The sequence below is a fragment of the Sphingomonas faeni genome (assembly GCF_040407505.1).
Lineage (GTDB): Bacteria > Pseudomonadota > Alphaproteobacteria > Sphingomonadales > Sphingomonadaceae > Sphingomonas > Sphingomonas faeni_E.
Map to the genome: position 1 here is coordinate 232,461 of NZ_JAPZPQ010000005.1, position 13,478 is coordinate 245,938.

The 13,478-nt window shown below is 64.8% G+C and carries 10 protein-coding genes; 7 read left to right on the forward strand and 3 right to left on the reverse strand.

All coding sequences use genetic code 11. The features are described 5' to 3' along the window. Positions 1-99 precede the first annotated feature (99 nt). Both O6X71_RS16265 and O6X71_RS16270 read left to right on the forward strand, forming a co-directional pair. Positions 100-1,248 carry an aldose epimerase family protein gene (locus tag O6X71_RS16265; protein WP_353466793.1) on the forward strand — a complete coding sequence of 383 codons (1,149 nt, stop codon included), beginning with the start codon at positions 100-102 and terminating at the stop codon, positions 1,246-1,248. Positions 1,249-1,278: 30 nt separating this feature from the next. After that, positions 1,279-3,069: an IlvD/Edd family dehydratase gene (locus O6X71_RS16270; RefSeq protein ID WP_353466759.1), complete on the forward strand. Its 1,791-nt coding sequence runs from the start codon at positions 1,279-1,281 to the stop codon at positions 3,067-3,069. A gap of 48 nt (positions 3,070-3,117) precedes the next feature. Here the strand turns inward: O6X71_RS16270 and O6X71_RS16275 are convergent, their stop codons facing one another. Then, positions 3,118-4,257 (reverse strand): cellulase family glycosylhydrolase, encoded by a 1,140-nt coding sequence (locus O6X71_RS16275; protein ID WP_353466760.1) that lies wholly within the window; start codon positions 4,255-4,257, stop codon positions 3,118-3,120. Between the two features lie 330 nt (positions 4,258-4,587). Here O6X71_RS16275 and O6X71_RS16280 point away from each other — a divergent pair, with 330 nt between their 5' ends. From O6X71_RS16280 to O6X71_RS16300, 5 genes are all read left to right on the forward strand, one after another. Beyond that, positions 4,588-7,410, forward strand: a complete 2,823-nt coding sequence (locus tag O6X71_RS16280; RefSeq protein ID WP_353466761.1) for a TonB-dependent receptor — start codon at positions 4,588-4,590, stop codon at positions 7,408-7,410. A 30-nt stretch (positions 7,411-7,440) separates the two neighbouring features. Then, positions 7,441-7,992 (forward strand): hypothetical protein, encoded by a 552-nt coding sequence (locus O6X71_RS16285; protein WP_353466762.1) that lies wholly within the window; start codon positions 7,441-7,443, stop codon positions 7,990-7,992. Continuing rightward, positions 7,989-8,996 carry a family 43 glycosylhydrolase gene (locus O6X71_RS16290; RefSeq protein WP_353466763.1) on the forward strand — a complete coding sequence of 336 codons (1,008 nt, stop codon included), beginning with the start codon at positions 7,989-7,991 and terminating at the stop codon, positions 8,994-8,996. The genes O6X71_RS16285 and O6X71_RS16290 overlap by 4 nt, the downstream gene beginning before the upstream one ends. A gap of 92 nt (positions 8,997-9,088) precedes the next feature. Then, positions 9,089-11,011, forward strand: a complete 1,923-nt coding sequence (locus O6X71_RS16295) for a S9 family peptidase (protein ID WP_353466764.1) — start codon at positions 9,089-9,091, stop codon at positions 11,009-11,011. Between the two features lie 38 nt (positions 11,012-11,049). Next, positions 11,050-12,030 (forward strand): MBL fold metallo-hydrolase, encoded by a 981-nt coding sequence (locus O6X71_RS16300; RefSeq protein WP_353466765.1) that lies wholly within the window; start codon positions 11,050-11,052, stop codon positions 12,028-12,030. 77 nt (positions 12,031-12,107) lie between these two features. Here the strand turns inward: O6X71_RS16300 and proC are convergent, their stop codons facing one another. Both proC and O6X71_RS16310 read right to left on the reverse strand, forming a co-directional pair. Then, positions 12,108-12,911: a pyrroline-5-carboxylate reductase gene (proC, locus tag O6X71_RS16305; protein WP_353466766.1), complete on the reverse strand. Its 804-nt coding sequence runs from the start codon at positions 12,909-12,911 to the stop codon at positions 12,108-12,110. Then, positions 12,908-13,414: a YbjN domain-containing protein gene (locus O6X71_RS16310; protein ID WP_165895101.1), complete on the reverse strand. Its 507-nt coding sequence runs from the start codon at positions 13,412-13,414 to the stop codon at positions 12,908-12,910. The genes proC and O6X71_RS16310 overlap by 4 nt, the downstream gene beginning before the upstream one ends. Between the last annotated feature and the right edge of the window lie 64 nt (positions 13,415-13,478).

Consider the following 13,478-nt stretch of genomic DNA (forward strand, 5'->3'; position numbering starts at 1 on the left):
GAATTATATTGTCCGACTATATAGCCGTACAAGGCGCGTCAACGGCGTCGGGCGATTAAGGACGGGATGCGCATAATGTCAAAGTTTGGGTCGAAGTCGATGTCGAGATCGGGGTCGAAGTCGGGGATCATCGTGGCGGCCGTACTGGCAGCGCTTTCGGCACACACAGCCGAGGCGGCGACGGCTGAACGCGCGGCCTTCGGCACGTTGCCCGACGGCACCGCGATCGAAGCCGTCACGCTGACCGGCACTAACGGTGTCAGCGCCCGCGTCATGACGCTTGGCGCGACGCTCCAGTCGTTGAACGCGCCCGACCGCAACGGCAAGACCGCCGACATCACGCTCGGCTATGACGATGCCGCACGCTACGTCACCGCACCCAATTTCTGGGGCCAGACGATCGGCCGCTATGCCAACCGGATCGCCGGCGGTCGCTTCACGCTCGACGGCAAGCCCTATCAGATCACGCTCAACGACAAGACCAACACGCTGCACGGCGGCACGGTCGGCTTCGACAAGCACGTCTGGAAGATCGTGTCGGTCACCAATGGCGCGCAGGCAAAGGTGGTGATGACGCTGACCAGTCCGGCGGGCGACCAGGGCTATCCCGGGACGCTGTCGGTCAAGGTGACCTATGCGCTCGACGACAAGGGTGAGTTGACGATCGACTTCGATGCGACCAGCGATGCGCCGACGATCGTCAACCTGACCAACCACGCGCTGTTCGATCTGGCGGGCGAGGGGTCCGCGACCGGCATCTACGGCCAACGGCTGACGATCCCGGCGCGGCGCTATACGCCGGTCAACGCGACGCTGATCCCGACCGGCGAGTTGAAGCCGGTCGCGGGCACGGTGTTCGATTTCACCAAGGGCCGCGCGCTGTCCGATGGCATTCGCGACGGCCGCGATCCGCAGATCGTCATCGCGCACGGCTGGGATCACAATTTCGTGCTCGACAAGGGCGTGACCGCCGAGCCTGGCCTCGCCGCTCGCGTGGAAGATCCGGCGTCGGGCCGCGTGCTCGAAGTGCTGACGACTGAGCCCGGCGTGCAATTCTATTCGGGCAATTTTCTCGACGGCACGCTGGTCGGCAAATCGAGCCACGTCTACCGGATGGGTGACGGCCTCGCGCTCGAACCGCAGAAGTTTCCCGACACGCCCAACCAGCCCGCGTTCGGCTCGGCGCGCGTCGAGCCCGGCAAACCCTATCACCACCGCATGGTCTACCGCGTGTCCGTCGCGCGCTGATCTCGACCCCGATCTTCCAGAAAGCTCCTCATGACCGACACACCAAAGCTCCGCTCGCGCGCGTGGTTCGACAACCCCGAGAACATCGACATGACCGCGCTCTATCTGGAGCGCTATCTGAACTTCGGGCTGTCCCTCGAGGAACTGCGCTCGGGCAAGCCGATCATCGGCATCGCGCAGACCGGTAGCGACCTCTCGCCCTGCAACCGCCACCACCTCGTGCTGGCTGAGCGCCTCCGCGAAGGCATTCGTGAAGCCGGCGGCATCGCGCTCGAATTCCCGGTCCATCCGATCCAGGAAACCGGCAAGCGGCCAACCGCCGGGCTCGACCGCAACCTCGCCTATCTCGCGCTGGTCGAGGTACTCTACGGCTATCCGCTCGACGGCGTGGTGCTGACCATCGGTTGCGACAAGACGACGCCCGCCTGCCTGATGGCGGCGGCGACCGTCAACATCCCGGCGATCGCATTGTCGGTCGGGCCGATGCTCAACGGCTGGCACAAGGGCGAGCGGACCGGCTCGGGGACGATCGTGTGGAAGGCGCGCGAACTGCTCGCGACCGGCGCGATCGACGACGAGGGCTTTATCAAGCTCGTCGCCTCGTCAGCGCCCTCGACCGGCTACTGCAACACGATGGGCACTGCGACGACGATGAACAGCCTTGCCGAAGCCCTCGGCATGCAGTTGCCCGGCTCGGCCGCGATCCCCGCGCCGTACCGCGATCGCCAGGAAGTAGCCTACAAGACCGGCAAGCGGATCGTCGACATGGTTTCGGAAGATCTGAAGCCGTCCGACATCCTGACCAAGGAGGCGTTCCACAACGCGATCGTCGTCAATTCGGCGATCGGTGGCTCGACCAACGCACCGATCCACTTGGCCGCGATCGCGCGCCATATCGGTGTCGACCTGCCGATCGACGACTGGCAGACGCACGGCCACAAGGTGCCGCTGATGGTCAACCTCCAGCCAGCAGGCGAATATCTGGGCGAGGATTATTACCACGCCGGCGGCGTGCCCGCGGTGGTCGCCGAACTGATGAAGCAGGGCCTGATCCACGAAGACGCGATGACCGCGAACGGCAAGTCGATCGGCGACAATTGCCGGACCGCGACGATCGAGGACGAGCGCGTCATCCGCCCGTTCGCGACGCCGCTGCTGGAGGATGCCGGCTTCATCGTGTTGCGCGGCAATTTGTTCGATTCGGCGATCATGAAGACCAGCGTGATTTCGCCGGAGTTCCGCGAGCGCTATCTATCCAACCCGGACGATCTGGAGGCATTCGAGGGCCCCGCGGTCGTGTTTGACGGCCCCGAGGATTATCACCACCGGATCGACGACCCCTCGCTCGGGATCACCACCGACACGCTGCTGTTCATGCGTGGCGCGGGGCCGATCGGCTATCCGGGTGCGGCCGAAGTCGTGAACATGCGGCCGCCGGCGTATCTGATCCGCGAGGGGGTGCATGCCCTCCCCTGCATCGGCGATGGTCGCCAGTCGGGGACGTCGGGGTCGCCGTCGATCCTGAACGCCTCGCCTGAGGCGGCCGCCATGGGTGGGCTCGCGCTGATCCGGACCGGTGACCGGGTTCGCATCGATCTCGCCAAGGGATCGGCCAATGTGCTGATCTCCGACGAGGACCTCGCCGAGCGCCGCCGTGCGCTGACCGAAGCAGGTGGCTATGCCTATCCGCGTTCGCAGACGCCGTGGCAGGAAATCCAGCGCGCGACCGTCGGCCAGATGGAAACCGGTGCAATCCTCGAGGGTGCCGAGAAGTACCAGCGGATCGCGCAGACGATGGGCCTACCGCGCGACAATCACTGAGGCGCAGGCAGCATCGCCCTCCCGTGGGAGGGCGATGCTGCACACGGCCTACCGCTGGCGACGTACCGCCGGACTATCGGACGGCGCCGTCGGTACGACGCCCTTCGGCGCGGCACTCAATCGCCGGATCAGATCGGTCTCGGCCTGCCGATACGGCGTGCCGTCATTCCGGAAGACCTCGTGAAACCAGATTGTCGGCTCGGCCAGCACGTACGGCTTCTGCCAACTGTCCCAGGGTAGGCGCGTCTGCGTCTTTCCATCGACGAACCCCCAGTTGATCATGCCGACATTGTAGCGCTTGCCGATCGGCAGCGAACCGTCGAAGGTCGAGCCGTTGCCGCGCGCCATATACTCCGTGCAGATGATCGGGCGATTATAGGCGAGCAGCTGTTTGATCCGTCGCTCGAACGTCTCGGGCCAGCTATAATCGTGGAACGTCACCACATCCGATTGCGCGAGCTGGAGCTTCTCCATTGGCGAGGTCTTGCCGCCCGGCGTCCAATCGTCGCCGATCCACACCCCCGAGGTCAGCGGCTGCGTCGGATCGGCATCGCGTGCCCAGTTGAACACCTGCGCCAGCAGCGCGCGGACCAGCGGCTCCTTGCCCTCCTGCCCCTTATATTGATCGGCACCATTGTCGGGTTCGTTCCAGACGTCCCAGCCGAGGATTCGGTCGTCCTTGGCAAACGCGCCGATCACGCCCTGCACATACGCCTTGTAGCCGGGATAGCGCGTGCGATCGCGCAGGCCCGGCATGCCAGGTCCCTGCACCCAGCCCGAGTTATGCACGCCGGGGATCGGCGGATGCTGTGGCCCGAGTTTCGGATCGGGATCCCAGCAACTGTCGAACAGCACGAACAATGGCTTGATCTTGCGCGCCTTTGCCATCGTCAGGAATGCGTCGATCCGTTGCTTGAAGCCTTCCGGATCCTGCTGCCAGAGCTGATCGTGGAGAAACACGCGCATCGTGTTCATGCCGATGCCCTGCGCAAGACCGAGTTCGTAATCGATCCGCTTGGGATCCCAGGTCGTGCCCTGCCACATTTCGAGCTGGTTGATCGCGGTCGCAGGCGCGTAGTTGGCGCCCACCAGCCAGGGCTGTGCCGCGTACCAGGTTTTCGCCTGTGTCTCGGTCCAGCGTACCCGGGCTTCAGCCGGACTCGCGGCTAACGCGGCGGTGGTGAGCAAGACGAGATAAAGCGATTTTCCAGCAGCCGCGGTTCTTCCGGTCCGACAAACCTGCGTCAACTTTGGGGCTATCCGCGCTAAATTGCCATGTTGCACTGGCGTTCCTCTCCTGTTCAACGGTTCCGCCGCTCGCCGTTTCGACGATACGCAGAGTCACCGCGGTGCTGTTTCCGCATCCACGGCAACCTTAGCGGGCCGTGCCGCGGATCAACAAGGCCCCGCAAAGATTCTGCCATTCTTGTCCTACAAAACAATTGATTACGCAGCTTGATCGTTTTAGCGTGATCCCAAGTCGCATGGAGAACCATCGACACTTAGGGGGAGAGAGATATGAACACGAAAGCACGCCTGTGCGCATCCGTAGCCGCCATCACGCTGGCGACCGTGACGCCGGCAACCGCACAAACTTCCGACAATTCGACGGTAAAGACCAAGGTCGGCGGCCAAGACCTGCCTAAGCCGACTACGGCTTCGGACCAGAATGCCAATCCCGCCGCACCGCAGCCTTCACTTCAGGAAAGCCCGGCCGAGGGCGACGGCGAGATCGTCGTTACCGGCCTGCGTCGCAGCCTCGAGTCGGCGCAAGCGATCAAACGCAATTCGGATGGCATCGTCGATGCGATCGTCGCCGAGGACATCGGCAAGTTGCCGGATACGTTCGCGTCGTCCGCGCTCGCGCGCGTGTCGGGCGTGCAGGTGACGCGCGGTGGCGGCGAGTCGGCAGGCGTCACGGTGCGCGGACTGCCCGATCTCAGCACCACCTATAACGGCCGCGAGATATTCACGGCCGAAGGCCGTTTCGTCCAGATCCAGGATTTTCCCGCTGGCACCGTTGCTGCGCTCGAAGTCTATAAATCTGGCACCGCCAACCTGATCGAGGGCGGCATCGGCGGCCAGGTCAACGTCCGCGGCCGCCGGCCATTCGACTTCAACGGCTTTGAAGTATCGGGGTCGGCCAACGGCGTTGCATGGGAACAATCGGGCAAGACGTCATGGAACGGAAACCTGTTGATCAGCGATCGCTGGGATACCGGCATCGGCGAGATGGGCCTGCTCTTGAACGGCTCGTTCGTCGGTATCGACTTCCTCGATTCGACACGCGAACAGTCGCTCGTGATCGGCACGACCAGCGCCGCGCAGGGCACGGCGCCAGGCATCCGCTATCCAGACGCGCAAGGGCTGTTCTACGGTGGCGGCCATCGCTGGCGCCCGTCGGCCAACGCCGCGTTCCAGTGGAAGCCGACGCCCGAACTCGAGATCTACGCGGATGGCCTGTTCCAGGGGTTCCGCAGCGAAGACACCAACCGCTACATGTTCGTGCCGATCTTCGGCGACATTCGCCTGAGCAACGTCGTCACGAACCCCGACCACCCCAGCCAGGCGCAGAGCTTCACCGTCAGCAACGCCGTCGCACCCGATGGCTATTCAGGCTCGTTCCACGGCAAGACCGACACGTATCAGGCAGGCGGCGGCGCAATCTGGAAGCATGACAAGCTGCAGATTTCGGCGGATATCGCTTACACCGACAGCAAATACACCGCCGACCTCGTCAACATAGACAACACCTTTGCCAGCTCGCCGGTGCGCAACGTGAGCTTCGATGCCGGCAAGGATGGTGGCCCGAGCTTCGATTTCGTCAATTTCGACGTTACCAACCCTGCCAACTTCCTCAGTCGCGGCTTCTATCAGGAGTTGCTGGTGGTCAGCGGCAAGGACGTCCAGACCCGCGCCGACGTTCAATATGATGTCGGCGAAGGCTTCTTGCGGCGCATCCAGTTCGGCGTGCGCTACAACGATCGCGATGCAACGCGGGATCGTGGGACGGACTATCGGTACAATCTCCCCGCGGGCATTCCTCTGTCCAGCGTCCCGGTCGGGCTGGAATCGACCAACGCCGGCTTCAATTATAACAGCGTGTTCCCGGTGCGGACCTTCGTCGCAGCCTCGTCGGATAGTGTTCGCCAGAATCTTCCGCAGTTGCGCACCTTCTACGGTGCCCCGGCAGGAACTCCGGTCTTCAACCCAACCGAGAATTTCGTCGCGAACGAGAAGGCCTATGCCGCCTACGGTCAGGTCAAGTATGGCTTCGACCTCGGCAGCATCACGGTAGATGGGCTCGTTGGCGTTCGGGCGATCAAGACCAAGACTCAGATCGCCGGCTTCAACCGCGTCCTGACCGCGAACAGCGAAAGCTTCGTGCCGACCACGCAGGCAAAGGACTATACTGATTATCTGCCCAACGTCAGCGCCCGCGTCGGGCTAAGTGACGAACTTCAGCTTCGGCTCGCCTATACGCAGACGCGAACGCGGCCCAATTTTCTATCGCTCAACCCGACGTTGACGATCGATCCGCTGCGAAGCGACAACACGCCGATCGTCAACAACAACGGCACCATCACGCAGACCTACCGGACTGCGAACGGCGGCAACCCAAACCTTACTCCGCTGACTTCCAACAATTACGATGCGAGCCTGGAATATTACTTCTCGCGCAGTGGGTCGCTGACGGGCGCTATCTTCCGTCGGGATGCGCAAGGGTTCATCTTCAACAGCCTGACGCTGGTGACCGATCCGGTCTACGGCCTTTTGCAGATCAATCAGCCGGTGAACTCGGGCAATACACGCTTCCAGGGCGCCGAAGTGTCGTTCTCGAGCTTTCTCGACATCGATGGCCTGCCCGATTGGGCGAAGGGCTTCGGTCTTCAGGCCAACGGCACGTACGTCGACTCGAAGGGCGATCTGTCGCCGGACTTCAACCGCCTGCTTGGTAACCGCCGCGTGCCGTTCAACGGCGTGTCCAAATGGACGTACAACGTGGTCGCGCTGTACGAACGGCCGTTCTTCTCGGCACGGCTCGCCTATAATTATCGCTCGCGGTTCGTCAGCTTCTACAGCCAGGAGAACCTCGACGTCGATCCGGCCAACGTCGCGGATCGTCGCGTGCGCGGTACGTATGAAAAGGGTCGCGGGCAGCTGGACTTCTCGACCACCGTCACGCCGATCCCCAGCGTCACGCTGGCGTTCGACATCGTCAACCTTCTCGGCAATCCGCTGCAACGCGAGCGCCAGTATGACGATGCCGGAGATACCTATGCACGGCAGATCATCTACCTAGAGCGCACGTATTCGCTCGGCGTACGGTTTCGGTTCTGACCTGACATAGCGAGCATAGGAGATACAATCATGCGAATGACTTTCCTCGCCGCGTTGGGGCTGACCGCGCTTGTGATGACCCCGGTCATGGCGGCGGCCGATACCGCGGGCATGGCGGATCGGATCGTCAACGATCCGCGGGTGGAGGCGCTCAATCCGTACGGATTGCGGCTTCCTCCCGCGGTCCGCGCCGACAAGACCGTCCAGTTCGGCAAGGCGTTGCGCGTGCCGTTGAAGGGCCATGCCGATTTCTGGAGGGTTGGCGTGACCACGCCCGTATTGAAGCCGGTCAGGAAGGGGGACCAGATCGTCATCGCTTTCTGGGCGCGTGCGGAGGAGACGGAGAACGGCGCACCCGGCAAGATCGGGCGCGTTCAGCTGGAGGCGACGCCGGTCGTCCGGGCGATCTTCGAGCAACCGTTCGAGGTGAGCCCGACTTGGAAGATGTATCAACTGAAGGGGGTAGCGGACCAGGATTATGCCCCGCGGCAACTCAATGCGGCGTTGCACCTGGACTCCGCCAAGCAGGTACTCGATGTCGGGCCGGTGTTCGTGCTGGACTATGGGCAGCCGGCGCAGTGACGCGCTGGTCGGGAAAGCGATGGATCGCGAGCGCGGTCGGCGTCGCGCTCGTCGTTGCCACCGCGGCGATCGCCCGCAACCCGGTGTTCCAGGGCGCCGACCCGCATGCGATGATGATCGACGGCGAGATGTGGATCTTCCCGACCGGCGGCCCGGGCGGAAGCTGGGCCGCGGACCGGTTTGGTGCCTTTTCGTCGCGTGATCTGAAAACCTGGACCAGCCGCGGCGAGATCCTGCGCCGCGATCAGATCCGCTGGATCGGCGACGACGGCGCGAAGGCGCATTTCCTATGGGCGCCGGGCGTCGCGACGCGGGGCGGCAAATGGTATCTCTATTATTCGGTAGGGCCGCAGAACCCGACACCGAGCCGGATCGGCGTTGCCGTTGCGGACGCACCGCAGGGCCCGTACCGCGACAGCGGGCGGCCGCTGGTGACCGGCGGTCGTCAGGCGAACGGGGAATTCGAGGCGATCGACCCGATGGCGTTCATCGACCCGCGTTCCGGCAAGGCCTATCTCTACGCCGGCGGCAGCGCGGGCGCGAAGTTGCGTGTCTGGGAACTCGGCCGCGACATGGTCAGTCTTGCGCGCGAAGTCCCGATAGACCAGCCGCCCAATTTCACCGAAGGCGCGTTCATGCACGAGCGGAACGGGGTCTATTATCTCTCGTACAGCCATGGTCACTGGAACCGCCCCGATTACTCGGTCCATTATGCGACGGCGCCCTCCCCTGTCGGTCCGTGGCGCTACCGTGGGGAGATCCTCAAAAGCGACGCGTCACATCAGGGTCCGGGCCATCACAGCTTCGTCCGCACGCCGACGGGTGACTGGCTCATCATATACCATCGCTGGGATCAGCCGCCTGGTGCCGTGCCGCTGAAGGGCGAGCGCAACGTAGCGATCGATCGTGTTCGCTACGGCGCCAACGGTACTATCCTGCCGATCGTCATGAGCGATGGCGAAGCAGCGCCGACCTTTCCCCGTACGAACGCAAGCCGCCGGTAGGCCGTTACCGGGGAGACGGGACACGACACCCGCTTGCCGCAAGTCGGCCAAGCGTTAAGCAGGGGACAACCGCTGTTCTGCCGGAGCCCCCGATGCGTCTTACCGTCACCGCCGCCCTTCTCCTCGCGACCGCCGTGCCTGCGTCCGCGCAGACGCTTCACCAATATGGTGGGCTAGCGCTGTCGCCTGCGGGCGATCGTACCGCGACCATTGAAAGCAGCGGCGCGCACGGTGTCATAACCCTCCGCAACGTCACCGACGGGCGCGTGCTGCGGACCATCGATCCGTGCGCGACGTGCAGCTATGCGGGGCTGACCTTCGCGCCGAATGGCGACCTGGTATTCCTGGTCCGCGACACCGCGGCGGGCAACGTCCGGCTGACCTATGCCGACGCCAAGACGACGCGCACCGTCGCGACCATAGCCGGTATCGCGCAGACTCCGCGCGTGTCGCCCGACGGCAAGCGGATCGCGCTGCTGGTGACGCTCGGTGCCGCCAAGGAATCGGGCGCGACGCAGGCCGGTGTCCGGATGATCGGCGAGATCGGCGAGAAGAGCGACGAGCAACGCCTCGCAGTGTTCGACATCGCCAAGGCGACGACGACGGTGACGCCGCTCTCGCCTGCGGGTCGCTACGTCTACGAGTATGACTGGACGCCCGATGGCCGCGGGTTCGTCGCGACGACCGCGCTCGGCAATGGCGACAACAACTGGTGGGTGGCGACGCTCGACGCGATCGACGCGCAGACCGGCGCGGTCCGCTCGATCGCCAAACCTACGACACAGATCAACCAGCCGCGGGTGTCGCCCGATGGCCGCACCGTCGCCTATGTCGGCGGCCTGATGAGCGATTTCGGATCGATCGGCGGCGACGTCTTTACGGTCGGACTGGAGGGCGGCACCCCGCGCAACGTCACCGCCGGTGCCAAGTCCACGGTGACGACGATCGCCTGGACCCGCGGTGGTCTGCGCACCGTGACGCTGGCCGGCGACCAGATGCAGTTCGGCACGCTCACGCCCGGCCAGTCGGTCGCGCCGGGGTTTGCCAAACCGGCAAGCTCGAGCGCAGGCGACGGCCGCGCGGTGTTCTCCGCGGACGGACGGATCGCCGCCGCGGTGGTACAAGATTACGAACATGCGCCGGCGATCTACGCAGGTCCGCTCACCCCCCAGGGACAGGGCGTGAAGCAGATCACGCACGACAACGACGCGATGCCCGCGCTCGCCGCCGCACGGAGCATCAGCTGGAAGAACGAGGGCTTCGACGTCCAGGGCTGGCTGCTCGCGCCCCGCCCCACCTCGGGCACCGCGCCGGCCGGCAAGGCGCCGATGATCACGATCGTCCACGGCGGCCCGTCGGCTGCCTCGACGCCTAGCTATCTCTATCCGACGTCGCTCAACGCTGCGCTGGTCAAGGCGGGCTATTACGTATTCCTGCCCAATCCGCGCGGCAGCTACGGCCAGGGCGAGGCATTCACCGCCGCGAATAAGCGCGACTTCGGGGGTGGCGACCTGCGCGACGTGCTGGCCGGCGTCGATGCGGTCGAGCGCGTCGCCCCGGTCGACGACAAGCGCCTCGGCCTTGGCGGGTGCAGCTATGGCGGGTTCATGGCGATGTGGGCCAACACGCAGACCAACCGCTTCAAGGGCATCGTCGCGGGGGCCGGCCTGTCGAACTGGGTCAGCTATTACGGCACCAACGGCATCGACCAGTGGCTGCTGCCGTTCTTCGGCAAGTCGATGTACGACGACATGAAGGCGTATGAGGACGTCTCCGCGATCTATCACGCGAAGACCGCCCGGACGCCGACGTTCATCTATGTCGGCGAGCGCGATATCGAGGTGCCGCCGACCCAGTCGATCGAATGGTGGCACGCGCTGAAGGATCAGAACGTCCCCGTCAGCCTCGTGATCTATCCTGACGCCGGACACTGCGTGACGGGCCCCGAACAGTCGGCTGACGTCCGCCAACGATCAATCGCGTGGTTCGACAAATACGTAAAGAACGCGAAGTAGCGTCTGGGCGGCCGGGGGGCTTCGGGCTAGGCAGGCACATGCCGCAGAACCGTTACTATCAGGGTCCCCCGTCCGACCATTTCGATGGTCTCCGGTTCTTCAATCCTGGGCAGGCGCCGACCGATCGCGGCCTGAAAGACGTGCTGCGGTGGAAGCTGGCGCGCGGCGTCGTGAAATGGCCGCGCTCGGTGCCAGTCACGCCGGCCAAGCCCGCCCCGTGCGTCGATGGGATCCGTGTCACGATGATCGGGCATGCGTCGCTGCTGATCCAGGTGGCCGGGCTCAACATCCTGACCGACCCGATCTGGTCGGAGCGCGCGAGCCCGATCTCGTTCGCCGGACCAAAGCGCGTCGCGGCGCCCGGTATCGCCTTCGACGACCTGCCGCCGATCGACGTCGTCCTCATCAGCCATTGCCACTACGATCATTTCGACGTCGCCACTTTGCGCAGGCTTCAGGCCGCGCACGCGCCCCTGTTCGTGCTGCCGCTCGGCAACGATACGATTCTGCGCGCCGCTGTCCCCGACGCCCGGTGCGTGGTCGGCGACTGGTGGGATCGCCTGCCGATCGCGGGCGGCATCGCCACCACGATCACCCCCGCCTATCACTGGGCGAATCGCTGGCCGAGCGACGTCCGGATGGCGCTATGGGCAGGGCACTGGCTCGACACGCCCGCCGGAGCGATCTGGTTTGCGGGCGATACCGCGTACGGCAGTGGCGCGATCTTCGGCCAGATCCGCGAGCGTCTCGGCGCGCCCGACGTCGCGCTGATCCCGATTGGCGCCTACGCCCCGCGCTGGTTCATGGCCGGGCAGCATGTCGATCCCGCCGAGGCGGTGCGGATCTTCGACGAGGTCGACGCGAAACAGGCGCTCGGCATCCATTGGGGGACGTTCCAGCTGACCGACGAAGCGCGCGACGCGCCGCGAATCGCACTGGCCGAGGCGCTATCCGCTGCGTCAATCTCGCCCGATCGGTTCATCGCAGCCCCACCCGGCGGCGTGTTCGATTTCGCTTGATCGATCGTAGGGCAGCCTCGCAAACTACCGGACTGGAGGGTTCCGCCGGGTAGCCTTTTAGTATGCAGCTATCAGCGTTACCGCGCCGCCAAGGCCATCTCGCTATTGCGACGTTCCGAGGCTGCCAGCGTCCTAGTCAACAGCGCCACCAGCGCATCGTCGTCGTCCAGCACGTTCAGCCCCTCGCGCGTCGACCCGCCCGGACTCGCTACCCGATCGGCGAGGACGGCTGGCGAGACCTCGGCCTCCGCGGCCATGATCGCCGATCCTTCCAACGTCGCGATCGCCAACCGCGCCGCCTGGTCCACCGGCAGCCCGAGCGCTGCACCCGCCCTGGCGAGCGCATCGGCGAATCGGAACACGAACCCGGGGCCGGATCCGGCAAGCGCAGTCACAGCATCGAAATGCGCTTCGTCGGCGATCCATTCGTAATGACCGAGCGGCGCTGCGAACGCTTCCGCCGCCGCGGTCGCCTCTTCCGCCGCCCCAGCGGTGTAGAGCGACGTCACGCCCTTGCCGATCGCCACCGGAAGGTTGGGCATCGCGCGGACGATCGTGTCAGCCGCGAACCGCTGGGAGAGCGCCGCGTGGTCGACACCGGCGAGGATCGACAGGAGCAGCTGCGGCTTGCCTCGCATGGGCGCCAGCAAAGCCTGCGCGGCATCGATCTGTTGCGGCTTCAGCGCTAGCATCACAGTTGCCGGGGCGTCTTCGTCGGGAAGCGCGGTCAGCGAACGGACACCTTCGGGCGCCCCCTGCCCGCTCCGCGTGATCACCGTAACGGTCGCCGGCTCGAGCCCGGCGGCGATCCACCGCCGCAGCATCACGCCGCCCATGTTGCCGCAGCCGATCAGCCACAGCAGACCTGTCGGAAAGCTCATGCCTCGCCGTGCGTTTCGATCAGTGCGGCGGCGATCGCTTCCTTGGGGCTCTTCCCACCCCACAGCACGAACTGGAACACGGGATAGAAGCGCTCGCACTCCTCGATTGCCGATTCGACCAGCAGTTCCGCCGCATCGAGCGACATCGTACCGTCATCGCCGCCGTCGACCATCGCCGCGTGCCGGAACAGCAATATGCCGCTCGACGACCACAGCTCGAAATGGCCGATCCAGAGTTGTTCGTTGACCAGCCCGATCGTCTCGTACACCGCCTGGCGCCGCTCGTCGGGCACCTTGATGTCGGGAAAAGCTAGGAATTGCAGGACGCTATCGTCTTCGCGCCACAGCGCGCGCAGTTCGTAGGTCGCCCAGCTTCCCTTGACGGTCGCGACGATCTCGTCGTCGTGACGCTCATGCTCCCAGCCATGCGCAGCGTAATAGCTCTCGAGCATGTCGATCGGGGCGGCGTCTTCGTGGTCGTGGTCGGCGTGTTCAAGCATCATAGGGTCCTGGCGGTCCTTATCGCACGACAAAGGGTGCCGAGGCAAAAACGCCCCGACAACCCCA

Bases quoted from the DNA above. Each gene is read 5' to 3' on its own strand.
- O6X71_RS16310 (WP_165895101.1), bottom strand. From the start codon at position 13,414: ATGATGCTTGAACACGCCGACCACGACCACGAAGACGCCGCCCCGATC.
- O6X71_RS16265 (WP_353466793.1), top strand. From the start codon at position 100: ATGTCGAGATCGGGGTCGAAGTCGGGGATCATCGTGGCGGCCGTACTG.
- O6X71_RS16270 (WP_353466759.1), top strand. From the start codon at position 1,279: ATGACCGACACACCAAAGCTCCGCTCGCGCGCGTGGTTCGACAACCCC.
- O6X71_RS16285 (WP_353466762.1), top strand. From the start codon at position 7,441: ATGCGAATGACTTTCCTCGCCGCGTTGGGGCTGACCGCGCTTGTGATG.
- O6X71_RS16295 (WP_353466764.1), top strand. From the start codon at position 9,089: ATGCGTCTTACCGTCACCGCCGCCCTTCTCCTCGCGACCGCCGTGCCT.
- O6X71_RS16280 (WP_353466761.1), top strand. From the start codon at position 4,588: ATGAACACGAAAGCACGCCTGTGCGCATCCGTAGCCGCCATCACGCTG.
- proC (WP_353466766.1), bottom strand. From the start codon at position 12,911: ATGAGCTTTCCGACAGGTCTGCTGTGGCTGATCGGCTGCGGCAACATG.
- O6X71_RS16300 (WP_353466765.1), top strand. From the start codon at position 11,050: ATGCCGCAGAACCGTTACTATCAGGGTCCCCCGTCCGACCATTTCGAT.